The organism is Nocardia sp. NPDC004168 (assembly GCF_040610355.1).
GTDB classification, from domain to species: domain Bacteria; phylum Actinomycetota; class Actinomycetes; order Mycobacteriales; family Mycobacteriaceae; genus Nocardia; species Nocardia sichangensis.
Window position 1 is genome coordinate 104,294 of record NZ_JBEXME010000001.1, and the last position, 23,141, is coordinate 127,434.

The 23,141-nt window shown below is 67.4% G+C and carries 26 protein-coding genes and 1 pseudogene; 16 read left to right on the plus strand and 11 right to left on the minus strand.

The annotated features are described in order from the left end of the window. Positions 1 to 135 precede the first annotated feature (135 nt). Positions 136 to 825 carry an FHA domain-containing protein gene (locus tag ABZW96_RS00485; RefSeq protein WP_355069905.1) on the plus strand — a complete coding sequence of 230 codons (690 nt, stop codon included), beginning with the start codon at positions 136 to 138 and terminating at the stop codon, positions 823 to 825. Between the two features lie 29 nt (positions 826 to 854). On the opposite strand, the gene ABZW96_RS00490 is transcribed toward ABZW96_RS00485, so the two are convergent. The 3 genes from ABZW96_RS00490 to ABZW96_RS00500 form a co-directional block, all read right to left on the minus strand. After that, positions 855 to 1,520: a serine protease gene (locus tag ABZW96_RS00490; protein WP_355069907.1), complete on the minus strand. Its 666-nt coding sequence runs from the start codon at positions 1,518 to 1,520 to the stop codon at positions 855 to 857. 177 nt (positions 1,521 to 1,697) lie between these two features. Then, positions 1,698 to 1,949 carry a hypothetical protein gene (locus ABZW96_RS00495; RefSeq protein WP_039799516.1) on the minus strand — a complete coding sequence of 84 codons (252 nt, stop codon included), beginning with the start codon at positions 1,947 to 1,949 and terminating at the stop codon, positions 1,698 to 1,700. 205 nt (positions 1,950 to 2,154) lie between these two features. Continuing rightward, on the minus strand, positions 2,155 to 3,618 hold the full coding sequence (locus ABZW96_RS00500; RefSeq protein ID WP_355069908.1) for an MFS transporter: 1,464 nt from the start codon (positions 3,616 to 3,618) through the stop codon (positions 2,155 to 2,157). Between the two features lie 54 nt (positions 3,619 to 3,672). Between ABZW96_RS00500 and ABZW96_RS00505 the strand changes: the two genes are divergently transcribed. The 5 genes from ABZW96_RS00505 to ABZW96_RS00525 all read left to right on the plus strand — a co-directional run bounded on the left by ABZW96_RS00505 (position 3,673) and on the right by ABZW96_RS00525 (position 8,488). Beyond that, positions 3,673 to 4,434: a TetR/AcrR family transcriptional regulator C-terminal domain-containing protein gene (locus tag ABZW96_RS00505; RefSeq protein ID WP_355069910.1), complete on the plus strand. Its 762-nt coding sequence runs from the start codon at positions 3,673 to 3,675 to the stop codon at positions 4,432 to 4,434. A gap of 142 nt (positions 4,435 to 4,576) precedes the next feature. Next, complete coding sequence (locus ABZW96_RS00510) at positions 4,577 to 5,308, plus strand: acetoacetate decarboxylase family protein (protein WP_355069911.1); 732 nt, start codon at positions 4,577 to 4,579, stop codon at positions 5,306 to 5,308. Between the two features lie 527 nt (positions 5,309 to 5,835). After that, positions 5,836 to 6,234, plus strand: coding sequence for a DUF202 domain-containing protein (locus tag ABZW96_RS00515; protein ID WP_355069913.1), 399 nt, complete (start codon positions 5,836 to 5,838; stop codon positions 6,232 to 6,234). Next, complete coding sequence (locus tag ABZW96_RS00520) at positions 6,231 to 6,539, plus strand: DUF202 domain-containing protein (RefSeq protein ID WP_355069915.1); 309 nt, start codon at positions 6,231 to 6,233, stop codon at positions 6,537 to 6,539. The genes ABZW96_RS00515 and ABZW96_RS00520 overlap by 4 nt, the downstream gene beginning before the upstream one ends. 47 nt (positions 6,540 to 6,586) lie before the next feature. After that, entirely contained in the window at positions 6,587 to 8,488 is a 1,902-nt protein-coding gene (locus tag ABZW96_RS00525) for an alkyl sulfatase dimerization domain-containing protein (protein ID WP_355069916.1), read from the plus strand. Positions 8,489 to 8,500: 12 nt separating this feature from the next. Here the strand turns inward: ABZW96_RS00525 and ABZW96_RS00530 are convergent, their stop codons facing one another. The 4 genes and pseudogenes from ABZW96_RS00530 to ABZW96_RS00545 form a co-directional block, all read right to left on the minus strand. Beyond that, complete coding sequence (locus ABZW96_RS00530; RefSeq protein ID WP_355069918.1) at positions 8,501 to 8,992, minus strand: hypothetical protein; 492 nt, start codon at positions 8,990 to 8,992, stop codon at positions 8,501 to 8,503. Positions 8,993 to 9,094: 102 nt separating this feature from the next. Continuing rightward, on the minus strand, positions 9,095 to 9,607 hold the full coding sequence (locus ABZW96_RS00535; RefSeq protein WP_355069919.1) for a DUF1990 domain-containing protein: 513 nt from the start codon (positions 9,605 to 9,607) through the stop codon (positions 9,095 to 9,097). A gap of 128 nt (positions 9,608 to 9,735) precedes the next feature. Beyond that, a pseudogene (locus tag ABZW96_RS00540) lies at positions 9,736 to 10,257 on the minus strand (M23 family metallopeptidase); the annotation flags it as partial. A 23-nt stretch (positions 10,258 to 10,280) separates the two neighbouring features. Then, positions 10,281 to 10,562, minus strand: coding sequence for a hypothetical protein (locus tag ABZW96_RS00545; RefSeq protein WP_355069921.1), 282 nt, complete (start codon positions 10,560 to 10,562; stop codon positions 10,281 to 10,283). A gap of 378 nt (positions 10,563 to 10,940) precedes the next feature. Here ABZW96_RS00545 and rpsB point away from each other — a divergent pair, with 378 nt between their 5' ends. From rpsB to ABZW96_RS00570, 5 genes are all read left to right on the plus strand, one after another. Beyond that, positions 10,941 to 11,753, plus strand: coding sequence for a 30S ribosomal protein S2 (rpsB, locus tag ABZW96_RS00550; RefSeq protein ID WP_355069923.1), 813 nt, complete (start codon positions 10,941 to 10,943; stop codon positions 11,751 to 11,753). A gap of 99 nt (positions 11,754 to 11,852) precedes the next feature. Next, positions 11,853 to 12,677 carry a translation elongation factor Ts gene (tsf, locus tag ABZW96_RS00555; protein ID WP_355069925.1) on the plus strand — a complete coding sequence of 275 codons (825 nt, stop codon included), beginning with the start codon at positions 11,853 to 11,855 and terminating at the stop codon, positions 12,675 to 12,677. Positions 12,678 to 12,872: 195 nt separating this feature from the next. Next, entirely contained in the window at positions 12,873 to 13,601 is a 729-nt protein-coding gene (pyrH, locus tag ABZW96_RS00560) for a UMP kinase (RefSeq protein ID WP_039799499.1), read from the plus strand. Positions 13,602 to 13,651: 50 nt separating this feature from the next. After that, positions 13,652 to 14,209, plus strand: a complete 558-nt coding sequence (gene frr / locus ABZW96_RS00565) for a ribosome recycling factor (protein ID WP_355069927.1) — start codon at positions 13,652 to 13,654, stop codon at positions 14,207 to 14,209. 111 nt (positions 14,210 to 14,320) lie between these two features. Then, positions 14,321 to 15,319 (plus strand): phosphatidate cytidylyltransferase, encoded by a 999-nt coding sequence (locus tag ABZW96_RS00570; protein WP_355069928.1) that lies wholly within the window; start codon positions 14,321 to 14,323, stop codon positions 15,317 to 15,319. Between the two features lie 9 nt (positions 15,320 to 15,328). Here ABZW96_RS00570 and ABZW96_RS00575 read toward each other — a convergent pair whose 3' ends face one another. After that, the gene (locus tag ABZW96_RS00575) at positions 15,329 to 15,685 is read right to left on the minus strand and encodes a lipopolysaccharide assembly protein LapA domain-containing protein (RefSeq protein ID WP_355069930.1); all 357 of its coding nucleotides are present in this window, start codon (positions 15,683 to 15,685) and stop codon (positions 15,329 to 15,331) included. Positions 15,686 to 15,810: 125 nt separating this feature from the next. Here ABZW96_RS00575 and rlmN point away from each other — a divergent pair, with 125 nt between their 5' ends. Continuing rightward, positions 15,811 to 16,920, plus strand: coding sequence for a 23S rRNA (adenine(2503)-C(2))-methyltransferase RlmN (gene rlmN, locus ABZW96_RS00580; protein ID WP_355069932.1), 1,110 nt, complete (start codon positions 15,811 to 15,813; stop codon positions 16,918 to 16,920). Positions 16,921 to 16,999: 79 nt separating this feature from the next. Here the strand turns inward: rlmN and ABZW96_RS00585 are convergent, their stop codons facing one another. After that, positions 17,000 to 17,413, minus strand: coding sequence for a DUF5997 family protein (locus ABZW96_RS00585; protein ID WP_355069934.1), 414 nt, complete (start codon positions 17,411 to 17,413; stop codon positions 17,000 to 17,002). A 61-nt stretch (positions 17,414 to 17,474) separates the two neighbouring features. Between ABZW96_RS00585 and ABZW96_RS00590 the strand changes: the two genes are divergently transcribed. Beyond that, positions 17,475 to 18,398: a LysR substrate-binding domain-containing protein gene (locus tag ABZW96_RS00590; RefSeq protein WP_355069935.1), complete on the plus strand. Its 924-nt coding sequence runs from the start codon at positions 17,475 to 17,477 to the stop codon at positions 18,396 to 18,398. Between the two features lie 52 nt (positions 18,399 to 18,450). On the opposite strand, the gene ABZW96_RS00595 is transcribed toward ABZW96_RS00590, so the two are convergent. Both ABZW96_RS00595 and ABZW96_RS00600 read right to left on the minus strand, forming a co-directional pair. Beyond that, positions 18,451 to 18,765: a hypothetical protein gene (locus ABZW96_RS00595; RefSeq protein ID WP_355069937.1), complete on the minus strand. Its 315-nt coding sequence runs from the start codon at positions 18,763 to 18,765 to the stop codon at positions 18,451 to 18,453. A 132-nt stretch (positions 18,766 to 18,897) separates the two neighbouring features. Then, positions 18,898 to 19,164: a DUF2631 domain-containing protein gene (locus ABZW96_RS00600; protein ID WP_355069939.1), complete on the minus strand. Its 267-nt coding sequence runs from the start codon at positions 19,162 to 19,164 to the stop codon at positions 18,898 to 18,900. A gap of 144 nt (positions 19,165 to 19,308) precedes the next feature. Here ABZW96_RS00600 and dxr point away from each other — a divergent pair, with 144 nt between their 5' ends. From dxr to ispG, 3 genes are all read left to right on the plus strand, one after another. Then, a complete protein-coding gene (gene dxr / locus ABZW96_RS00605; RefSeq protein WP_355069940.1) occupies positions 19,309 to 20,448 on the plus strand; it encodes a 1-deoxy-D-xylulose-5-phosphate reductoisomerase in 1,140 nt (379 codons plus the stop codon). A gap of 166 nt (positions 20,449 to 20,614) precedes the next feature. Further along, the gene (locus tag ABZW96_RS00610) at positions 20,615 to 21,814 is read left to right on the plus strand and encodes a site-2 protease family protein (RefSeq protein ID WP_355069942.1); all 1,200 of its coding nucleotides are present in this window, start codon (positions 20,615 to 20,617) and stop codon (positions 21,812 to 21,814) included. Between the two features lie 109 nt (positions 21,815 to 21,923). Beyond that, positions 21,924 to 23,081, plus strand: coding sequence for a flavodoxin-dependent (E)-4-hydroxy-3-methylbut-2-enyl-diphosphate synthase (gene ispG, locus ABZW96_RS00615; RefSeq protein WP_355069944.1), 1,158 nt, complete (start codon positions 21,924 to 21,926; stop codon positions 23,079 to 23,081). The last annotated feature ends 60 nt before the right edge of the window (positions 23,082 to 23,141 follow it).

The following is a 23,141-nucleotide window of genomic DNA, read 5'->3' on the forward strand; positions in this document are numbered from 1 at the left end:
ACTGCGGTCCGGTACTGCCTCGCTCGCGCAGCGAAGTAGTCGAATACGCATGTGATCGGCGTTGAGAAAGGGCACCCTTGAAGTAGCGAATCAGTGCCCGCAGTTCACGGCGTACTTCGAGTGGGAAGACGAGCGATGTCTACGTCCAGCGGACCGGAGGCCCTGCGTCGCGAACTGTACCCACTGGTGGGGCAGTCCGCGTGGCGACGCTCGGCCATCGCTTCCGCCTCGCCGCAGCCCGCCGCACCGGACGGGGCGCGGGAGATCTCCCTCGACGGCGGCGCGTCCAGGATGACGATCGGGCGCTCCGTCGCCGCCGACATCATCGTGACTTCCGACCCGACCGTGTCCCGGCTGCACGCCATTCTCGAGCGGGTGGGCGGATGCTGGACCATCGTCGACGACGGATTGTCCAAGAATGGGACATTCGTCAATGGCGAACGTGTGGGCGGTCGGCGGAAGCTCGGTTCCGGCGACATGATTCGCGTGGGTCGATCGGTATTCGTCTTGCGGGTCGACGAGTCCTTCGACGAGGAAATGACTCTCGCCCATTCACCACTGCCGACACGAAACTCCCTTACCCCGGCCCAGTACGTGGTTCTCGAGGCTCTGTGTCACCCGTACGACGCGCGCGACGCGTACTCGTACCCTGCCTCCAACCGGCAGATCGCGGACAATTTGTGTCTGAGTCTGTCCACGGTGAAGACGCATATGCGGGCGCTGTTCCGGATATTCCAGGTCGAAGCCTTACCCCCGAACCAGAAGAGGCTGTTCCTGGTCGAACGCGCTATCGAATTCGGCATCATCACCGACCAGGAGAGGTAAGGCTCCGGCTGGGAACGAAATGAAATCCGTCAGATCGGCTGAAAACCGGACCCTGCCCCGCCGCGTGCATTCACGTCCGCGACGACCGCGGTGATGTCGGCGCCGAGTTCCGGTCCGAGGCACGGCACCGCCAAGTAACCGTTGACCATGCCGACGAGCGTCGTTCCGACGACGAGCGGAGCGCCCGAATCTCCCTCGGCGACACATGTTTGGCTCCACGTCGAATTGCCGCCCGTCAACATATCGCCGTAGGCAGGCCCGCAGGTCCGGCCGGTGGTCCTGCCTTCCTTGCAGACGGTGTCCGGGAATCGAGCCGGCCCGCCCAGGCCGGTGATGGTGGTTCCGCCCACTTGGTTGACCGGCGTCACCTTCCCCGGATCGAATTCGATGACGGCGTAGTCCATGTCGTTGTTGGCGTAGACGATGGTGCCGAGGGTGCCGGCGTCGCGATCGTTCTCCGAGACGATGGCGGCATTCGCCCCACCACAATGCCCCGCCGTGAACCCGACCAGCCGACCACCGGAGTCGCGTCCGATCGTGGTCAGAGTGCAGATGTTCTGACCGCCGACGACGATGCCGGAGCCGCCACCCAGAACGGATGGCGTCGCGGCCTGCGCGGTCCCAGGTGCTCCGAACGGCGCTGTCAGCGCGGCGAATGCCGCCGCAGCGCCCACGAGTTTCCTGAACTTGGTCATCCGGTAATTCAACCGCACTTGTCCGTGCGTCACCGTCGATTCCCAGATGTTCACGTGGCAGGGATACGGCTCTAAACGAATTTCTTCATCGGGACAGGAATCGATGGTCAGAAGTGATGCGCCTCGGGTCTACGCCCGAGGCGCACTCGTGTTCGACGAGCTTATGACGAAACGCGATCAGGCGGCGCAAATGGCCACGGCAACCGCATTGGCCACCGGCGGAAGCAGCAACAGAGGAGCGCAGAAAATGCCCAGCGGCCAAATCAGGCCCAGTGTCGCGGGCTCGACCTGGACAGGTACCGGATGGTCCGCCACTTGCACCGGTCCCGGTGCTACGTCCGGGGCTGCAGAAGCGAAACCTGACCCGAGGGCGATGATCGGTGCGAGCGCTACCGCCGCCGCCGTTACGCGCATTTTGTTCGTGATCATGATGTCTCCAGTGGTTGATTGCTTCACCAGCCCTCGTTTGTTGAAGGCCTCAGTGTGAACACACAACCAACTCTGCTCGGAGCAAGCGCAAGAGGCCATCAGCCTCCGGGTCGGAATCATTCATACCGGAGGAGGCGAGAAGACATCGGAATCGCTATTCTGCGCAAACGAATGTGGCGTCGAATCAGGCGGCCCGCCGAAACGATCAGCCGTGCGCGACCGCAGCGGGATCCGGCTGCTCGGCCGGTTGCGGACGCCGGGCGCGCAGCAGCACCGCGCCGAGCGCAGCGGCGGCGATGCTGAATCCGGCGCTGATCCACGCGCCCGTGGACATAGCGGCGGTGAAGGCGTCCTTGGCGGGCTCGACGTAGCCGAGCTGGAAGGCGGCGCCGATGGATTCACGCGCCGTGTCGGGCGCGTCGGCGGGCATGTTCGAGGTGAACACACCGGCCAGCACGCTACCGAGGACGGCGATGCTGATCGCCATGCCGACTTGCTGGATCGTGTCGTTCATCGCGGAGCCGACACCGGCGTGCTCCAGCGGAATGGCGCTCATGATGGCCGCGTAGGCGGCCGGACCCGCCAAGCCGCCGCCCACACCCATCACCAGCATGCTGACCAGCACCCAGAGATATCCGCTCCCGAGCGCGAGGACGCCGAAGGCCACTCCCATGACGAGCAGGCCGGACACGACGAGTGTCTTATTGCTCAGCGTCTTGCCGAGCGTCGCGCCGAGGCCGTTGCAGACCGCGGCGGCCACGGCGTACGGGAGCAACGCCAGTCCGGCCTTCATCGGGCCGTAGCCGAGTACGAACTGCAAGTACTGAGTGAGCATCAGCATGACCGCACCCATGCCGAAGACCATCAGCAACAGGGTGAAACATGTACCGGTGAAATCGCGGCTGCGGAACACCGCCAACGGCAGCATCGGATGTGCCGAACGGCTCTCCCAGATGACGAAGGCGGTCGCCGCGACAGCGGCCAGCGCGAGCACGCCGAAGTTCCATTCCCGTTCGATGATCACGTAGACCGTGGCGCTCAGCGCCACGACGGACAGGACGACGCCGACGAGATCGACCGGTCGCTGCTCACCGGTGGTCTCCGGCATCAGCACGACGGCCGCGATGATCGCGAGCGCCGCCACCGGGATATTGAGCAGGAAGACCGACCCCCACCAGTAGTGCTGGAGCAGGAAGCCGCCCAGCGTGGGACCGGCGACGATGCCGACCATGGAGACCGTCGACCACGCCGCCATCGCCGTGCGCCGTTCGTCCTCGGCGAAGCTGGTCATCAGGATCGACAGCGTCGACGGCATCAACAGCGACCCACCGACGCCCATCGCGACGCGGGCGGCCACGACCTGCCACGGTTCGGTCGCCAGTACGGCGGCCAGCGAGGCCATCCCGAACACGGCGAGCCCGGTGATCAGCGCTCGTCGCCTGCCGAACCGGTCGGACAAGCTGCCCGCGGTGAGCAGGAGCCCGGCGAAGACCAGCACGTAGGCGTCCAGGATCCACTGGACATCCGACGGTGTCGCGCCCAGTTCCCGGATCAGCGAGGGGATGGCGAGATTCAGCACGGTGCTGTCGAGCATCAGCACCAGCAAGGACAGACAGAGGACCCCCAGGACCCACCAGCGCCGGGGGTCTCGCACAATGTTCGATTCCACTCGCACAGCGTACGAGAAACTCGAACAGCGTGCGAGCGATTATAAGATCGTGTTGTGACCAAGCAGTTCGCGTCGGTATGGACCAAGCAGCCGCGCCAGCCCAAATCGCCCGGGCTGCGCCGCGAGCAGATCATCGCGGCGGCCGTCGAGATTCTCGACGCCGAGGGGCTGGAGTCGCTGAGCATGCGCAAGCTCGGCGCGAAACTGGGTGCGGGGGCGACCAGTCTCTACTGGCACGTCTCCAACAAGGACGAGTTGCTGGAATTGGTGCTCGACGAGTTCTGGGGTCTGGTCCGGACCCCGGAGCCCGAGGAGGCGTCCTGGCGTGAACTGCTGAACACCTTCGCCTACAACTTGCGCGCGTCCATCAGGGAGCACCCATGGATGGCGTCGCTGGTCGGGCAACTGCCGAGCATCGGCCCCAACTCGCTGCGTCTGAGCGATCGGCTGCGCCGCGCGTTCGTCCGGGCGGGTTTTCATGGCGTGGACATCTATCTGGCGAGCGGCACGGTGATGTGTTTCGTCTTAGGCCAGGTGATTCCGGAGATCGCATGGGACAAGGTATCCGAGGGGATGGAGATCGACGCCGACGGCGTGCTGCGCGTGATGCAGGACGTGGCCGGCGACTATCCCGAGATGCTGGCGGACTATCGGGCGACCGTGCCGACCGACCAGGAGGCCGGGCGTGCGATGGCGTTCGACTTCGGCTTGCTCTGCGTCCTCGATGGCCTGGAAGCTCGCCTGCGCAACCTGCGGGAACCCGGGCAAGAGTCGCGGGCGGCGGGATCGCCCGTGGGTGACGCTGAACAAACGTGAAACAGGTTCTCGATAGTTGAAACGGGCTGAAAATCGGGATTGTGCCGATAAATTGAAACGTGTTCTATAGACGTGATCCGGTACCGGATCACGCATGGCCACGCGGCGCGCCCGAGCGCCGATGCGCAGAAAGGCGTCTGACGTGAGCACGCACACCGTTCTCGGCCGAGAGGTGCGCATGCCGGTCCGCATCCGGCTCGCGCACGCGTTCATGGCCACCTATCTGGTGCCCGCTGAACGGGCGCAGCGCCTCATCGACTACTCCGGCTTGGGGATTCTCCGGCTCCCGGGCGGGCGGGCGATGTGCACGCTGGTCTTCGTCGACTACGTCGACGGCGATCTGGGTCCGTACAACGAGTTCGGCGTCTCGTTCATGGTGCGCCACCACACCGCGGGGGCGCCCTCCGGAATCGGCGACCTGCGGGCGCTGGTGACCGGGCAGGCCGGCGTGTTCATCCACAAGCTGCCGGTGGACGGCGAGTTCACTTTGGCCGCAGGGCGCGGCATCTGGGGCTTTCCGAAGGAACTCGCCGAATTCGTCGTCGATCACGACGGCCGGACGCGCAGCGGCGCGCTGCACCAGGACGGGCAGCTCATCGCCGATCTCACGGTGCGGCCGGGATTCGCGACCCCGAACGGTCGCGCCGCGGCGTCCTCGTTCGACGCCTACTCGCACATCGACGGCGTCACTCGCTGCACGCGCTGGGAGATGCGGCCTTCCGGCATGCGTGCGCGTCTCGGCGGGGCGGAGCTGACGCTGGGCGACCATGCGATCGCCGCGGAACTCCGGTCGCTCGGCCTGCCGCGGCGTGCGTCGATGTCGTCGTCCGTCTCGCGGCTGGCGATGACGTTCGAAGACGCGATCTCGATCTGACGTGCCTTCCGCATAACCACCCGGTCACGGGCGGGTGGGGTACGTGGACGGTCCGCCGCGGCTGCGGTTAGCCTGGCTTAGCGGATCGTTTGCCAGCGCTCTAAGTTATGGAGTGTGCCCGTGATCGTCGCCGACCGGACCTGCGTCGCTGATGGGCGCTGTGAACAGCGGATATCGCACGATTTCGGGTGGCTTGCGCAAGTGATTTCCGGTACCGGATACGTGCCGAAACTATGGTTGCTGAGTTATTCAGAAACGTTCGGGTCTTCGGCCGGCCGACCGGACCGCTCGATGGTCAGTGTGCTCGCCCGGACAAGATTCTCAGGACACGTGACGGAGTCGGTCGCGTTCCCGCCGCCGGTGATGGTGCGCCGCGAGCTGCCCCGATCCCCACTAGCGTGGTGTGTCGTGACCACCGTGCAGTCCGGCGTCCTCCTGCGCATCGGAACACCGCCTGGCGCAACGACATGCAGACCCGCGGGGCGCGAGCGGGTCGCCCTCGCGAGGCGCAGGTGGGCGGACGCCCGATGTCGTTCGACCCGAACCGAGGCGGCGTGACGCTCCCGAACCCGAACCCCGGAGCCGAAGGGGAAGAGGGTGAGGAGGAGCTCGACTACCGCTTCACGCTCGCCAACGAGCGCACCTTCCTGGCTTGGATGCGGACCTCGCTCGGACTGCTGGCCGGTGGCGTCGCGGTGCACACACTGGTTCAGTCGTTCCGGATCGCGGGATTGCGGCGCGCGATCGCGCTCAGCTGCCTGGTCTTGGCGGCGGTCGTCGCGATCGGCGCGTACGGGCACTGGCGGCGCATCGGCGTGGCCATGCGGCGCGGCGATCCGCTGCCGGAGACGGTGCTGGTGCCGATCCTGTCGGCGGGCATCGCGATCGTCTCGGTACTGGCGGCGGTGGCGGTGCTGCTGCGGTGAGCGCGCCACATCTATCCGCCGAACGCACCGCACTGGCGTGGCGGCGCACCGCCGTGTCGGCGATGGTCGTCGGCACGCTGTTCCTGCATCAGGCTCTCGGCAGCGGATGGCGTGCGGCCGCGGTCGCGCCCATCGGCGCCGCGATCGCGATGGCGGCGCTGACGGGGGCTTGTTATCTGCGCAACCGCGGTCTTCGCCGGGGCCGCTACGCCCACGGTGGTCGCGTCATCGCCGCGACGGCCGCGGCCGTGGTCGTGGTCGCGCTGGCCGCCGCGGCGGCCGGTTCTCTCGAACCGCTGCCTTGATCGGGTAGCGGCCCAGCAAAGTTGGCCGAGACGACAGGAGGACGACAATGTGCACAGCGAGCGAGCCGAGCGGCTTCATCGTCGCGGAGCACGAGCGTGCGACCGCCGCGCTGCCATTCGCCGACAGGACCGATCTGGCCGACGCCGATCGCGGCTTCGTGGCCGCGCTGGAACCCGGGGTGGTCACCTCCGAAGACGGAACCGTCGTCTGGGACAACGACTCCTACTCGTTCCTGCGCGAACCCTGCCCGCCCTCGGTCCATCCGAGCCTGTGGCGGCAGTCCGGCCTCGCGGTGCGACAGGGGTTGTACGAGGTGTGCGCGGGCATCTATCAGATCCGTGGTTTCGACATCTCCAATATGACGCTGGTCGAAGGCGAGACCGGAGTCCTCGTGATCGATCCGCTGATCTCGGTCGAGACCGCCGCGGCCGGTCTCGCGCTCTACCGCGCGCATCGTGGCGACCGCCCGGTGACCGGTCTGATCTACACGCATTCGCACGCCGACCATTTCGGCGGAGCCTGCGGCGTCATCACCGCCGAGGAGGTCGAGACGGGACGCTGCCCGGTGCTGGCGCCTGCCGGATTCCTGGAACACGCGGTGGCGGAGAACATCTACGCGGGCACGGCGATGGCGCGCCGTGCGGGGTACATGTACGGCGCCGTGCTGCCGCGCGGTCCGCTGGGCGCGGTGGGCTCCGGGCTGGGCCAGACCACGTCGGTCGGCACGGTCACGCTGATCCCCCCGACCGTCGACATCACCGCCACCGGGGAAGAGAAGACGATCGACGGCATACGGATGGTCTTCCAGCTCACGCCCGGCACCGAAGCGCCCGCGGAGATGAATTTCCACTTCCCCGACCGTCGCGCGCTGTGCATGGCGGAGAACGCGACCCACACCCTGCACAACGTGCTCACGTTGCGCGGTGCGCTGGTGCGTGACGCGCATGTCTGGGCGAGATACCTGACCGAGGCGATCAACCTGTTCGCCCGTGACTCCGACGTCGTCTTCGCCTCGCACCATTGGCCGACCTGGGGCACCGACCGCCTGGTGGAGTTCCTCTCGCTGCAACGGGATCTGTACGGGTATCTGCACGACCAGACCGTCCGCCTGCTGAACCAGGGCTACGTCGGCGCGGAGATCGCCGAGCTGGTCGCCCTCCCGCCCGCGATCGAGGAGGCCTGGCACGCGCGCGGGTACTACGGCTCGGTCAGTCACAACGTGAAGGCTGTCTATCAGCGCTACATGGGGTGGTTCGACGGCAACCCCGCACATCTGTGGGAGCATCCGCCGGTCGAATCCGCTCGGCGGCACGTGGAATTCATGGGCGGTGCGGAAGAAGTGCTCCGCAAAGCGCGGGCCTCCTACGACGCCGGGGACTACCGCTGGGTGGCGCAGGTGGTCAACTATGTCATCTTCGCCGATCCGGACAACGACGCCGCGAAAGAATTGCAGGCCAGCACGTTCGAGCAACTGGGCTACGGCGCGGAGAACGCCACGTGGCGCAACTTCTATCTCAGCGGCGCCTACGAACTGCGCTACGGCTCGTTCGGCACGCCCACCAAGACGGAATCGGCCACCATGGCGGCGGCGCTGTCCGTCGACCAGATCTTCGACGCGCTGGCGTTGCGCGTCGACGGCCCGAAGGCGTGGAACCATCGGCTGGTGACGGACTGGATCCTCACCGACCAGGACCGCACCCATCGGCTCGAGTTGCGCAACGGCCGCCTCACCCACTTCGACGTCGCCCCGGGCATGTCCCTGCCGGAAGCCGATGCCACCTTCACGCTGGCCAAGGCAACACTGATCCGCGTGTTGCTGGCCGGCGACGACTTCGGCGTCGCGGCGGCCGCCGGCGACATCGTCATCGAGGGAGACGTCACCAAGCTCGCCGAACTGGTCGACATCTTCGACGCCCCGGACCCCGATTTCGCGATCGTCACACCATAGTTCGCGCTTTGCTCATCTCGCCTCGCGGCCGAAGAAATAGCCGACCACGATCCCGGCGAGGCCCGACACCGGCGCCAGGTATTGCGTCAGTTCCTGTGCGGGCAGACCTTTGACGATGCCGAACATGACTCCGGCCACCGTGCCCGCCACCAGCGCGGCGGCGAGTCCTGCGCGGTAGCGCGCCTCCAGGATCTTGTTCTTCGCCTCCGCCTCTTCTTTGATCAGCTCGGTGCGGCGCGACTCCGCCTGCAGTTCATGGTCGCGCCGAGCTCGATCGACGGCCTCGGTGTCGGCATAGGCCGATGCTTGGTATTCGCGCTTCGCCGTGATGTAGGTCATCATCTGGTCGAACGAAAGGGACTCGACGCCCATCAGTCGAGAAGATTCGATGATCTCCTGGATCTCGGCACGGCTGTCGAGTGCCTCGCCGTAAATGGGCGAGGCCGGATCGCTGTCCACAGGGAAATTCACAGGACCCTCGGCCATTTCGGGTTCGCCGGTCACCGGAACAGTATCGCCCCGTCGTCGCTGCCCTGCTGGTTGATCAAAAGTTCTGATACAAAGCACTTTTCGGTTGTTCCGAACGTACGGCCGTTCCGTCATCGTTCAATCGGACGTCGGCAATGTCGCGAGGTATCGGCCCGCAACGAAGCGCTGGGTCAGCCGCATCACGGGTCCGCCGAGCCGGGTGTACCAGGTGGCTGGGCGGGAGAACGCGACGATCAGCCCGTACACCATGTCGTCGGCGGAGTCGTACTCGACCGCGAACAATTCTTCACCGGAGGCCGGGTGCCCGGGCAGGGTGCCGTAGGCGAAACCCCGCCGGTCGGGTTCGTCGAGGACGTACACCACCCGGCACGGAGCGGTGATCCCGAACGGCCCGACTCCGAGCCGCACGGTGACGGCGGTGCCGGGCTCGGCCGTCGGAGTATCGGCGGATCGGAAGATCCCGGTGCCCTTCTGCACGCGGTAGGCCAGAATCTGCGCCCCCGCCTGCTCGAACAGCGCGCGTCCCCGGCCGATGCGCCGCCGCAGGCGTAACCCGTGATAGCCCTCCGGCGCCACACCCCGGGTCGCGCCGAGTTCGGAGTACGTGAACGGCTCCAGTCCATCCGCCATGTCCTGATCTTCGCCCCACGGCCTACGGTCTCGCCACCTTCTGCCGCAGACACGCCGGTCCGGGGGCGCCGAGGCCGCCGACCGATGCGCTGCGACGCGGCGGATCGTCCGACGCTGGAACCAGGACGCACCGGCTTGAGCCGCAGGGGAGTGAGATGCAGAAGCCCGAGGGGGTCCAGATACTCACGGTTGCGGTGGAGACCGCCCTCGACGCGGGCTCCCCAGTGCAGACACACCGCCACGCATCCCAGGTGCCCCGACTCCAGCGTGCCGATCCGGGTACCTCGTCCGACCCGCCTTCCCACGGGGACTTCGGCGCGAACGGGCTCGTATGTCGTGCGGAGCCCGCCGGAGTGGTCGATGGAAACGACCGGCTTGTCGGCCACCGTTCCGGCGAAAATGACGATCCCCTCTCCCGCCGCGAGCACAGCTTGCCCCTCGGCGCCTGCCAGATCGACCCCCCGATGCCCCGGTAGCCAGTTCTGCGCGGGTTTGTCGAAGTGCCGAACCACCGCGGGGCGCGGCTGCAGGGGCCAGTCGAATCGCCCTTCGGGTCGGGCTGTCGCGGTCGGCGCCGCCGCGACGATTGCGGCGATGCCGAGAGCCAGCGCCGAAGAAGACCGCCGCCGCATCGCATTCGACCTGGTCATTCGCGCCGCGCCGGGAGGTCCGACTACGGCCCGCAGAGGGGTGCGGGCGGTGCGCACAGGTCGCTACCGGGGGCGGAACTCGTCTCATGCCGGTCGTCCTTACCGCCACCGAGTCCGGCTTGCCGGAAGGGCAGCGGCGCGCGACGCGGCAGGCCGGACAGAGACGGCAGGCAGACGGAGCCCGTGCAGGCCCCGAGCCCGGGTTTCACGGCAGGCGTCTCGGCCCCGACCGGCGGCGCGGTCACAATGCCGAGCGCGAAGAACAGCGGAAGAAGAAGGGTTGTCGCGGTGGAGATCGGTTTCATGGCTCAACCCTTCCGCGGCTCCGGCGTCGCCGAGGGCTCGATCCGTGGAATGGGGATAACCCGCTCGACTGTGGAAAGCCGCCGTTCCGCCTGGTCGGAGGCTTCGGATCGGACCGATTTAGATCTGGTGCCCCGAGGTCGTAAACTGATCGAGCGGTCTGTGCGTGCATGGACCGACTTCGCGCGCCACCGTGCTTGTTCACAGCGGCGCTGTTCGAATCGAGCTCGAGACAATTGGGTTCGCGGCAGCGTGTTCGGAACAGGGAATCGCCGGCTGGTCCCCACCTTCGTGGTCGGGTCCGACGATTCGGTGGCGCCAGGGCAGCGGATCGCCGATTCGCTGCGTCAACCGGCAAACGAAAGAGAGATACGGGAGCCATGGCTGTCGTAACCATGAAGCAGCTGCTCGACAGCGGCGCACACTTCGGACACCAGACCCGGCGCTGGAACCCGAAGATGAAGCGGTTCATCTTCACCGACCGCAACGGCATCTACATCATCGACCTGCAGCAGACGCTGACCTACATCGACAAGGCCTACGAGTTCGTCAAGGAGACCGTCGCCCACGGTGGCACCGTCCTCTTCGTCGGCACCAAGAAGCAGGCCCAGGAGTCGATCGCGGCCGAGGCGACTCGCGTCGGGATGCCCTACGTCAACCAGCGCTGGCTGGGCGGCATGCTCACCAACTTCTCCACCGTGCACAAGCGTCTGCAGCGCCTCAAGGAGCTCGAGGCCATGGAGCAGACCGGTGGCTTCGAGGGTCGCACCAAGAAGGAAATCCTCATGCTGACGCGTGAGATGAACAAGCTGGAGCGCACCCTCGGCGGTATCCGCGACATGCAGAAGGTGCCCTCGGCCATCTGGGTCGTCGACACCAACAAGGAGCACATCGCCGTCGGTGAGGCGCGCAAGCTGAACATCCCGGTCATCGCGATCCTGGACACCAACTGCGACCCCGACCTGGTCGATTACCCGATCCCGGGCAACGACGACGCGATCCGCTCCGCCGCCCTGCTGACCAAGGTCGTCGCCTCCGCGGTGGCCGAGGGCGTGCAGGCGCGCGCCGGTCTGTCCTCGGGCGACGAGAAGCCGGAGGCGGGCGCGGGCGAGCCGCTGGCCGAGTGGGAGCAGGAGCTGCTCGCGCAGGCCGCCCCTGGCGCCGAGGCCGCAGAGACCTCCGCCGAGGCCTGAGCGGACTCGTAACCAGCTGTTTCGGCGGCGATCACGAGCCAGTGCCATCGTGATCGCCGCTGTCAACATCCACACTTCTCCAAAGGAGGCTCGCCGAGAATGGCGAACTACACCGCTGCCGACGTGAAGCGGCTCCGGGAGCTGACCGGCTCCGGCATGATGGATTGTAAGAACGCGCTGGCCGAGACCGACGGTGACTTCGACAAGGCCGTCGAGCTGCTGCGCATCAAGGGCGCGAAGGACGTCGGCAAGCGTGCCGAGCGCACCACCGCCGAAGGCCTGGTCGCCGCCAAGGACGGCGTCATGGTCGAGATCAACTCCGAGACCGACTTCGTCGCGAAGAACGCGGAGTTCCAGCAGCTGGCCGAGCAGGTCGTCGCCGCGGCGGCGTCCGCCAAGCCGGGCGACCTGGACACGCTGAAGGCTCTTGACCTGGGCGGCAAGACCGTCGACGAGGCTGTGCAGGCGCTCGCCGCGAAGATCGGCGAGAAGCTCGAGCTGCGCCGCGTCATCTCGCTGAACGGCCCGGTCGCCACCTACCTGCACAAGCGTGCCTCCGACCTGCCGCCCGCCGTCGGCGTGCTGGTCGAGTACACCGGTGAGGGCGACGCCGCGGCCGAGGCCGCTCGCGCCGCCGCCATGCAGGTCGCCGCGCTCAAGGCCAAGTACGTGACCCGCGACGAGGTTCCCGCCGACCTCGTGGAGAACGAGCGCCGCATCGCCGAGCAGACCGCTCGCGAGGAGGGCAAGCCTGAGGCCGCGCTGCCGAAGATCACCGAGGGCCGGGTCAACGGCTTCTTCAAGGACGTCGTGCTGCTCGAGCAGCCGTCGGTCACCGATTCGAAGAAGACCGTCAAGGCTCTGCTGGACGAGGCCGGTGTCACCGTCACCCGCTTCGCCCGCTTCGAGGTCGGCGCGAACTGAGTTTCGCCGCACCTTCAGCGTGCAGGCCCCCCGCCGACCGAACGAACGCCGGTTGACGGGGGGCCTTCTGCTGCCGCTCCAACCGAATAAGGCAGGATAGATGCCGCTCTGCCTTGCTCTACGTCACAGGCGCCTGCCGTGAGCAACGAATCGCCGGAAGAACGACAATCCCTCGCCGAAGGAGACTGGAGACCCATGACGGACCCGGGGACCGATCGCCCAGGATATCGCCGGGTACTGCTGAAACTCGGCGGAGAGATGTTCGGCGGCGGGAAGGTCGGACTCGACCCGGACGTGGTGCAGACGGTGGCCGAGCAGATCGCCGAGGTGGTCGCCACCGGCGTCCAGGTGGCCGTGGTGATCGGCGGCGGGAACTTCTTCCGCGGCGCCGAACTCGAGGAGCGCGGCATGGAACGCGCGCGCTCGGACTACATGGGCATGCTCGGCACGGTGATGAACAGCCTTGCACTGCAAGACTTTCTGCAGCAGCAAGGCGTGGACACCCGGGTGCAGACCGCGATCACCATGGGCCAGGTCGCCGAGCCCTACCTCCCGCTGCGCGCCAAGCGGCATCTGGAGAAGGGCCGCGTGGTCATCTTCGGAGCGGGCATGGGCATGCCGTACTTCTCCACCGACACCACCGCCGCGCAGCGCGCGCTGGAGATCGGCGCGGACGTGGTCTTGATGGCCAAGGCGGTCGATGGAGTGTTCACCGCCGACCCGCGCGTCGACGAGACCGCGACCATGTACACCGAGATCACCCACAAAGAGGTCATCGAGCGCGACCTCAAGGTCGCGGACGCGACCGCCTTCAGCTTGTGCATGGACAACCAGATGCCGATTCTGGTGTTCAATTTGTTGACCAAGGGCAATATCGCCCGCGCGGTCGCCGGTGAGAAGATCGGCACACTGGTTCGGTCCTGATACCCGCCGACCGCGGATCATGACATGACGACGCTGTGGAGGAAACGGTCGTGATTGAAGAAGCGCTCTTCGACGCCGAGGAGAAGATGGAGAAGGCCGTCTCGGTGGCGAAGGACGATCTCGGAACCATTCGCACCGGTCGCGCGAATCCGGGCATGTTCTCTCGGGTCGTGGTCGACTACTACGGATCGCCGACCCCGATCACCCAGATGTCCAGCATCACGGTGCCGGAGCCGCGCATGGTCGTGATCAAGCCCTACGAGGCGGCCCAGCTCGGGCCGATCGAGACCGCGATCCGCAATTCGGATCTCGGCGTCAACCCCACCAACAACGGGGACATCATCCGCATCTCGGTGCCGCAGCTGACCGAGGAGCGCCGTCGTGAGCTCGCCAAGCAGGCGAGAGGCAAGGGCGAGGACGCCAAGGTCGCCATTCGCAATGTCCGTCGCAAGGCGATGGACGAACTGGGCCGCATCCAGAAAGATGGCGAGGCGGGCGAGGACGAGGTCGGGCGTGCCGAGAAGGAGCTCGACAAGACCACCGCCAAGTATGTCGGCCAGATCGATGAACTGGTCAAGCACAAGGAAGCCGAACTGCTCGAGGTCTGACGCGGATCGGTCGGCAGGCGTGACCGGGCCCGGAGGAGGCCCAAGTCACCGCGAGTGCCGCCCGTGACAGCGCCGAGGCCCGCCCGGGCGGGGGACGAACGGAACGACGAGTTGAGCGACGGGACAATCGTGGCCGAGAACGCCGCCGCGACCGGTGCGGCAGAGGAGCCGCCGGTGAACGGAACAGCCGATGCGATGCGACAGCACGCGCACGATGCTGGTGCTTCCGGTTATGAACGGTTAGGCGGTCCCGCGAATCCCGCTGCGGCGCACACCGCTCCCGCCTCGAGTGGTTCGCGGGCGGGTCGCAATCTGCCCGCCGCGCTGGCCGTCGGCTTCGGCCTCGGCCTCTCGCTGATCGCGATCCTGCTGTTCGTGCCGAAGGTGTTCATCGGCGTCGCGGCGGCCGGGGTCGGCGTGGCCACCTGGGAGGTCGCCAAGCGCCTGCGCGAGGCCGATGTGCTCGTCCCGCGGATTCCACTGATCGTGGGCGGCCAAGCGGTGTTCTGGCTGGGCTGGCCGTACGGCGCCAGCGGTGTCGCGGGCGCGTTCGCCGCGACCACGCTGATCTGCATGGCGTGGCGGCTGTTCGACCACGGCTTACGGACAGCTCCACGAAACTTCTTGCGCGACACCGCTATCACGGTGTTCACGCTGGCCTGGATTCCGCTGCTCGCCTCGTTCGCCACCCTGCTGCTGCTCGAGCCCGACGGCAACCTGCGGGTGCTGACCTTCATGATTTTGGTGGTCTGCTCCGACGTCGGCGGTTATGTCGCGGGCGTGCTGTTCGGCAAGCATCCGATGGTGCCCTCGATCAGCCCGAAGAAGTCGTGGGAGGGTTTCGGCGGCTCCCTGGTGTTCAGCGTGATCGGCGGTCTGCTCACGGTGACGCTCCTGTTGGATGCCAACTCGATGATCGGCGTCGTCCTCGGCGTCGGCCTGGTGCTGGTGGCCACTTGCGGCGACCTGATCGAATCGCAGATCAAGCGCGAACTCGGCATCAAGGACATGGGCACGCTGCTGCCGGGCCACGGCGGCATCATGGACCGCCTCGACTCCATGCTCCCCTCGGCGTTCGTCTCCTGGCTGGTGCTGTCCACGCTGCTGTGATCCGGCGCGTCAGACCTTCTTGGCCGCGCGGCGCAGCTGCAGGATGCGCACGCCGCCCACCGAGGCCATGACGAGCGCGCCGCCGATCATCGACAGCAGCACGGTGACGCCGAGTGGCAGCGAGAAGTCCCAGAAGAAGAAGTGCACTTGGACCTGCTCGAGGTTCTGCACGATGAAGATCAGCAACAGGACCAGGATCAAGACGCCTGCGACGAGTCCGGTCCAGGCGTAACCGGTGCGCGAGGCAAGAGACTTCTTGACCGGGACGGCGGGCGGAACGACCGGCGGGGCGCCCGGCGGCGTCGTGCGCTGACGCTGTGACAGGTCCGGATCCGGTTCCGGCGGGTGTTCGGCATGCGTGGACATATCTCGATCATGGCCGACGGCTATCACGCCCGCACGCATTTCCTCGGGACGAACCGAGCATGTCGAGACGTGCGTATGTGGTCGAGTGCGGGGGTGTCTGCCTCGGATGGGAGAATGGAACGATTATGACCCTCTCCCTGCCCCTGGTTTTCGACGCTCCGCGCCGTGGCATGCCGCCGCGTCATCTCGCCGACCTCGACGCCGATGGCAGGCGCGCGGCCATCGAGGAACTCGGCCTGCCGAAGTTCCGTGCCGATCAGATCGCCCGGCAGTACTACGCGCGATTGCAGGCCGATCCGGCGCGGATGACGGATCTGCCCGCCGCGGTCCGGGAGAAGATCGGCGCGGCACTGTTCCCGCCGCTGCTCGACGTGGTCAAGCATGTCGCGTGTGACGAGGGGGAGACTCGCAAAACGCTCTGGCGTGCGGGAGACGGCACGCTGCTGGAAAGCGTGCTCATGCGCTACCCCGATCGCGCGACCCTGTGCATCTCCAGCCAGGCCGGTTGCGGCATGGCGTGCCCGTTCTGTGCCACCGGCCAAGGTGGGCTGAACCGCAACCTGTCCACCGCGGAGATCGTCGACCAGGTGCGTGCCGCGGCCGCCGCGCTGCGGGACGGGGAAGTGGCCGGTGGGCCGGGCAGACTGTCCAACATCGTCTTCATGGGCATGGGGGAGCCGCTGGCGAACTACAAGCGGGTGGTCGCCGCGGTCCGCCGGATCACCTCGCCCGCGCCGGACGGACTCGGCATCTCCCAGCGCAATGTCGTGGTCTCGACCGTGGGGCTGGCTCCGGCCATCCGCAAACTGGCCGACGAGGGATTGTCGGTGACGCTCGCGGTCTCGCTGCACACGCCCGACGACGAACTGCGCGACACCCTGGTTCCGGTGAACAACCGCTGGCCGGTCGCCGAGGTGCTTGACGCGGCCCGCTACTACGCCGACAAGACCGGCCGCCGCGTATCGGTCGAATACGCGCTCATCCGGGACATCAACGACCATCCGTGGCGCGCGGACATGCTGGGCGAGAAGCTGCACAAGGCGCTCGGCTCCCGGGTCCACGTCAACGTCATTCCGCTCAACCCGACTCCGGGCTCCAAGTGGGATGCCAGCCCCAAGCCGGTCGAGCAGGAGTTCGTCCGCCGTGTCAACGCCAAGGGCGTGCCCTGCACGGTCCGCGACACCCGCGGCCAAGAGATCGCCGCCGCCTGCGGGCAGTTGGCCGCGGAGAACTGAAATACTCGGCCGCGCATGATGGGTGGCGGCGTAGCCTCGCGCCGCCCATTGCAGGGCGAGCGTTTCCTCGACGGAAGCGTTAGCCGCGGTTCTTCGCCGGACGGTTGGTGGCGGCGCGACGTTCGGCTTCCTTCGTTTTGATGCGCTCGTTCTCCGCGCGGACCGCGGCGTAGTTCTCCCGCTCGCGCACGAGCCACTCCGGCGGGTCGGCGAGCAGGGCGTCGATCTCGTCGACCGTGAGATGGTCGGAGACCCCGGCGCGGGTCAAGCCGGTATTGGAGACGCCGAGTTTGCGTGCCACCACGTCGCGCGGGAACGGGCCGGTGCGGCGCAGTTCGGTGAGCCATTCGGGCGGATCGGCGCGCAGCGCGTCGAGCTGGGTGCGCGAGATCGGCGCGTTGCGGAACTCCTCGGGTGCGGCCGGAAGGTAGATGCCGAGCTTGTTCGCCGCCGTCAACGGCTTCATCATCTGCGGTTTCTTGTCCGGGCTCACCGACCCAGCTTACTGGGCGGCGCGGCGGGGCCCGACCGCGCGGTGGCATACGCTTCCACGAATGAGCCCGTTGGAGTCGATCGATGTCGTGCGCCTGCGCTGGTTCGTCGCGGTCGCGCAGGAGTTGCACTTCGCGCGCGCGGCGAAGTCGCTGCACATCTCGCGGCAGAAGCTCAGCCATACCGTCATCGACTTGGAAAACGAACTCGGCACAAAGCTTTTCGTGCCCGGCGCGCAACCGACTCAGCTCACCGACGACGGCCGCGAATTGCTGGAGCGGGCCCGCGAGATCATCGCGCGCGCCGAGTCGGCGGCGCAGCGGCACGAGCCGGAGGCATCGGCCGCCCTGCGGGTGGGTTTCGTGCCGGGCGTCACGGTGTCCAAATGGACCCGGATCTGGGCCGAGCGGTTCCCGGACATCCCGCTCGAGGTGAGCGCGCTGGCGCAGGCGGATCAGGAGGCGGCGCTACGTGCGGGGAGCGTGGACATGTGCTTCGTCCGGCTGCCGATCGACCGCGAAGGCATGAGCGCGATCCCGCTCTACCGTGAGGTCCCGGTCGTGGTGGTGCAGAAGGAACACCCGCTGTCGGTGTTCGACGAGGTGCGCATGGCCGACCTGGCCGACGAGCGTCTCCAGGACACCTCGGACGTCGATGCGATCGGCGGCGCTCTGGAGCTGGTCGCGGCGGCCGGCGGCGCGGCGATCGTGCCGCACTCGCTCGCTCGCCTGCATCATCGCCGCGACCTCGTCTACCGTCCGATGCTCGACGTTCCCGACACGGAGGTCGCGCTGGCCTGGCCCGCCGGCCGGACCACGGATCTGGTCGAGGAGTTCGTCGGCGTCGTCCGTGGCCGTTCCGAGCGCAGTTCCCGCAGCCAGGCCCGAGCCGACAAGGACGAGTCGCGGAAGAAGCCCCCGGCCAAGAAGGTGGTCGGTCGTTCGGCCCCGGCCAAGAAGAAACCTGCCCGACGCCGCGGACGCTAGCGATCCGTCCGGCGACGGCGCGAACCCGGCCCGGGTCCGCGCCGCCCGGCGATCAGCTCTTGCAGACTCGGTTCAGTTCGTCCGTCGCGGCGTCCATGCTCGTGACCTTGTCGTCGGTCAGAGCGCGGGCGTAGGCGGCGATGGCTTCCTTCTCGGCGCCGTCGGCCTGGATGGCCGAGAGCTTGGCGGCGAGGGACTGCTGCACGGTCGGGTCCAGGTTCCCGCCCGACTCGTCGATGGCGGCGTTGATCGCGTCGACGGCCGCGCCGCACGCCGGTGACTGGGCATACGCGGGCGCGGCGGGCGACAACAGCAGCGAGCCGAACGCACTCGCGGCGAGCAGGGCGGCCGAACAGATCTTGATCATTGCGTCCTAAGTAGTCGTGCGAACAGAAACCGAGGTCCGCGACCCGGCTGGGACGCGGACCTCGGACGCACACGGTACCGGGCCGCAGCCCGCGATACAGGACGAATGAAATTGTGCGAGAGGACTTTTCGGCTAGCGAGGCTTGCGCTGGAGCACCGAGTCGCGGATCAGGATGCCCGCGATCAGGACGGCGAAGCCGACGAGGAAGATGTCCTCGATCTTGCCCTTGTGGTTGCCGACCAGCATGGCCAGCAGGATCAGCGCGACGATCCAGCCCGCGATACGGAAGGTACGACGCGATTCGCCGCTCCAGCCCCAAGCGGCGGAGGGAACTTCGGCGGGATCCACGCGAGTGACGACGCGCTCGGTTTCGACGTGTTCGAGTTCCGTGGCGGCCACGATCGCTCCTTAGCTGTTACTTGTACCGATATTCCGGTACGCACTCGATGAGCTGCTGCCGCATATCGTGACATACGACGGTGCGTCGTTGTAAGTCGGCCCGCGCCGGTCGAACACGTTCCCCAGGTAGGACACAATGAAGGCGTGTCCGACATCGTGAGAGTCCTGCTGCTGGGCAGCACCGGATCCATTGGCACCCAAGCGCTCGAGGTGATCGCCGCCAATCCCGACCGCTTCGAGGTGGTCGGACTCGCCGCGCGCGGCGGCAACACCGAGCTGCTCGCCGCCCAGATGGCCGCCACGGGCACACGCAATGTGGCCGTGGCCGATCCGGCCGCGGCCCAGCGGCTGGACCTGCGGCTGGGCGGCCCGGGTGCGGTGACCGAACTGGTGCGCCGCACCGAGGCGGACGTCGTGCTGAACGCTCTGGTCGGCTCGCTCGGGCTGGAGCCGACCCTGGCCACCCTCCAGTCCGGTACGCGCCTGGCGCTGGCCAACAAGGAATCGCTGGTCGCGGGCGGCTCCCTGGTCACCCGCGCCGCCGTCCCCGGACAGATCGTCCCGGTCGACTCGGAGCACTCCGCGCTGGCACAGTGCCTGCGCGGCGGTCGCGCCGACGAGGTCGACCGGCTGGTACTGACCGCCTCCGGCGGCCCGTTCCGCGGCTGGACCGCCGAGATGCTGGAGTCGGTCGAGCCCGCCGAGGCCAAAGCGCATCCCACCTGGTCGATGGGTTTGATGAACACCCTGAACTCGGCCTCGCTGGTGAACAAGGGACTCGAGCTGATCGAGACGCACCTGCTGTTCGGCGTGCCCTACGACCGCATCGACGTCACCGTGCACCCGCAGTCGATCGTGCACTCGATGGTCACCTTCACCGACGGCTCCACGCTCGCCCAGGCCAGCCCGCCGGACATGAAGCTACCCATCGCGCTGGCGCTCGGCTGGCCGGACCGGGTGCCCGGCGCGGCCGCGGCCTGCGATTTCGGCACCGCGTCCACTTGGACGTTCGAACCGGTCGACAACGACGTCTTCCCCGCGGTCGAGCTGGCCCGCGCGGCCGGCGAGGCCGGCGGCAGTGTCACCGCGGTCTACAACGCCGCCAACGAGGTCGCGGTGCAGGCTTTCCTGGACGGCGCCATCCGTTTCCCGCAGATCGTCGGCACGGTGGCCGCCGCGGTGGAGGCGGCCAAGCAGTGGCGCGCGGAGCCGGAATCGCTCGACGAAGTCCTCGCCGCGGACACCTGGGCGCGGGAGTTCGCCGCCGCCCGGGTACGCGGCTGACGCCCTTCGGCGCCGGATCGGACGCGCGAAGCGACGGCGTCCTGGCACACTGAACACACAGGACAGAGCTTTGTCCCATTAAGGTGGTCAGAGTGCTCGCGGCCAGGAGCGGACGCGCGCGTGCGGGATATTCGAGCTGCGCATACGCAGGAGGGCTGTAGAGCAAATGGTGTTCGCGTTGGGGTTCGTGCTGTTCGCGCTGGGCATCACGGTGTCGATCGCGCTGCACGAATGTGGGCACATGTGGACCGCCCAGGCGACCGGCATGAAGGTGCGGCGGTACTTCATCGGATTCGGGCCGAAGATCTTCTCGTTCCGCCGCGGCGAGACCGAATACGGACTCAAGGCGCTTCCGCTCGGCGGTTTCTGCGACATCGCGGGCATGACGGCGCTCGACGAACTGCGCCCGGAAGAACTCGACCGCGCCATGTATCGCCAGGCCACCTGGAAGCGGCTGGTGGTGATGTCCGGCGGCATCGCGATGAACTTCGTCCTCGGCTTCATCTTGATCGTGGTGCTCGCTGTCGGCTGGGGGCTGCCCAATCTGAAGGAACCCCCCGCCACCGCGCTGGGGGTCATGAGCTGCGTGCCGCAAGGGAAGCCGGACGGCTCGTCCGAGTCCTGCACCGGCACGGGCCCGGCGCAGCGCGCCGGATTGCGGCGCGGTGACATCGTCAAAGAGGTGAACGGCGTCAAGGTGGACACCTGGCGGCAGTTCCAGGCCGAGACCCAGAAGCAGACCGGCCCCTTCACCTACCTCATCGAGCGCGACGGCAGCACCCTCACCATTCCGGTGACCCCGGAGCGGGTCGTGCGCTACCCCGAGGGCGGCGGCGAGGGCCGCGTGGTCGGCGCCGTCGGCGTGGCGCCCGAGCGCTACGACCCCGTGCAATACGACCTGCTGGGCGCTGTCCCCGCCGCCGCCGGGTTCACCGGCGACATGTTCCTGCGCACGGTCGACTCGCTGACCGAGATGCCCGCGAAGGTCTCCGCGCTGTGGAACGCGGTCACCGGAGGCGAGCGTGATCCGGAGACCCCGGTCAGCGTGTACGGCGCCAGCAAGATCGGTGGCGAGACCGCCGAACGCGGCCTGTGGAACGTCTTCATCCTGGTGCTGGCCAGCCTGAACTTCTTCCTCGGCATCTTCAACCTGCTGCCGTTGCTTCCCCTGGACGGGGGCCACATCGCGGTGGTGATCTACGAGAAGATCCGCAACACCATCCGCGGTTGGAAGGGACTCGCGCCGGGTGCGCCGGTGAATTACCTGAAGTTGCTGCCGGCGACCTATGTCGTCGTGGTGATCGGCGGTGCGTACATGCTGCTCACCCTGGCCGCCGACATCGTGAACCCGATCAAGCTGTTCTGACCGGCGCCGCCGATCAGGCGGTGTGACCGGCGACGTAGGGTGGGCGTCGCGCGCCACGGCTAGACTCGGCACCGAACCGGCCGGACACGACGAAAGTAGGCAGCCGAAGGTGACCAGCACAATCGGATTGGGGATGCCGACCGCCCCCGCGGCAGTGCTCGCTCCACGGCGTAAGACCCGCCAGCTGATGGTGGGCAAGGTCGGGGTGGGCAGCGACCACCCGATCTCGGTGCAGTCCATGACCACGACCAAGACGCACGATGTGAACGCCACCCTGCAGCAGATCGCGGAGCTGACCGCGTCGGGGTGCGACATCGTGCGAGTGGCCTGCCCGCGTCAGGAGGACGCGGACGCGCTGGCCACGATCGCCGCGAAATCCCAGATCCCGGTGATCGCCGACATCCACTTCCAGCCCCGCTACATCTTCGCCGCGATCGACGCCGGGTGCGCCGCGGTCCGGGTCAACCCCGGCAACATCAAGGAGTTCGACGGCCGGGTCAAGGAGGTCGCCAAGGCCGCGGGTGCGGCGGGCATCCCGATCCGCATCGGCGTGAACGCCGGTTCGCTGGACAAGCGGATGATGGAGAAGTACGGCAAGGCCACGCCGGAGGCGCTGGTGGAGTCGGCGCTGTGGGAGGCGAGCCTGTTCGAGGAGCACGGGTTCGGTGACATCAAGATCTCGGTCAAGCACAACGACCCGGTGATCATGGTGGAGGCCTACCGGCAGCTGGCCGCGCAGTGCGACTACCCGCTGCACCTCGGCGTCACCGAGGCGGGCCCTGCGTTCCAGGGCACGATCAAGTCGGCGGTCGCGTTCGGCGCGCTGCTGGCGGAGGGCATCGGCGACACGATCCGCGTCTCGCTGTCCGCGCCGCCCGCCGAGGAGGTCAAGGTCGGCGGGCAGATCCTGCAATCGCTGAACCTGCGCCCGCGCAAGCTCGAGATCGTGTCGTGCCCCTCCTGCGGGCGCGCGCAGGTCGACGTGTACACGCTGGCCAACGAGGTCACCGCGGGCCTGGAGGGCATGGCGGTGCCGCTGCGAGTGGCCGTCATGGGCTGCGTCGTGAACGGGCCCGGTGAGGCGCGCGAGGCCGACCTGGGTGTGGCCTCTGGCAACGGCAAGGGCCAGATCTTCGTCAAGGGCGAGGTCATCAAGACCGTTCCCGAGGCGCAGATCGTCGAGACACTGATCGAAGAGGCGATGCGCATCGCCGAGGAGATGGGCGAGGACTCGGGCGCGGGCGAACCGGTCGTCACCGTCGGCTGAGGACGCGCCTAACCAGCGCTTTCGGCTTAGTCATACCGCATAGCGCCGGTTCGTGGCAGG

What these genes read in the sequence shown, in the direction of transcription:
- ABZW96_RS00610 (WP_355069942.1), top strand. Translation starts at nt 20,615, where the DNA reads ATGGTGTTCGCGTTGGGGTTCGTGCTGTTCGCGCTGGGCATCACGGTG.
- ABZW96_RS00545 (WP_355069921.1), bottom strand. Translation starts at nt 10,562, where the DNA reads ATGAAACCGATCTCCACCGCGACAACCCTTCTTCTTCCGCTGTTCTTC.
- ABZW96_RS00515 (WP_355069913.1), top strand. Translation starts at nt 5,836, where the DNA reads ATGTCGTTCGACCCGAACCGAGGCGGCGTGACGCTCCCGAACCCGAAC.
- tsf (WP_355069925.1), top strand. Translation starts at nt 11,853, where the DNA reads ATGGCGAACTACACCGCTGCCGACGTGAAGCGGCTCCGGGAGCTGACC.
- ABZW96_RS00535 (WP_355069919.1), bottom strand. Translation starts at nt 9,607, where the DNA reads ATGGCGGATGGACTGGAGCCGTTCACGTACTCCGAACTCGGCGCGACC.
- rlmN (WP_355069932.1), top strand. Translation starts at nt 15,811, where the DNA reads ATGACCCTCTCCCTGCCCCTGGTTTTCGACGCTCCGCGCCGTGGCATG.
- ABZW96_RS00595 (WP_355069937.1), bottom strand. Translation starts at nt 18,765, where the DNA reads ATGATCAAGATCTGTTCGGCCGCCCTGCTCGCCGCGAGTGCGTTCGGC.
- pyrH (WP_039799499.1), top strand. Translation starts at nt 12,873, where the DNA reads ATGACGGACCCGGGGACCGATCGCCCAGGATATCGCCGGGTACTGCTG.
- ABZW96_RS00575 (WP_355069930.1), bottom strand. Translation starts at nt 15,685, where the DNA reads ATGTCCACGCATGCCGAACACCCGCCGGAACCGGATCCGGACCTGTCA.
- ABZW96_RS00485 (WP_355069905.1), top strand. Translation starts at nt 136, where the DNA reads ATGTCTACGTCCAGCGGACCGGAGGCCCTGCGTCGCGAACTGTACCCA.
- ABZW96_RS00525 (WP_355069916.1), top strand. Translation starts at nt 6,587, where the DNA reads ATGTGCACAGCGAGCGAGCCGAGCGGCTTCATCGTCGCGGAGCACGAG.
- ABZW96_RS00495 (WP_039799516.1), bottom strand. Translation starts at nt 1,949, where the DNA reads ATGATCACGAACAAAATGCGCGTAACGGCGGCGGCGGTAGCGCTCGCA.
- ABZW96_RS00590 (WP_355069935.1), top strand. Translation starts at nt 17,475, where the DNA reads ATGAGCCCGTTGGAGTCGATCGATGTCGTGCGCCTGCGCTGGTTCGTC.
- ABZW96_RS00490 (WP_355069907.1), bottom strand. Translation starts at nt 1,520, where the DNA reads ATGACCAAGTTCAGGAAACTCGTGGGCGCTGCGGCGGCATTCGCCGCG.
- rpsB (WP_355069923.1), top strand. Translation starts at nt 10,941, where the DNA reads ATGGCTGTCGTAACCATGAAGCAGCTGCTCGACAGCGGCGCACACTTC.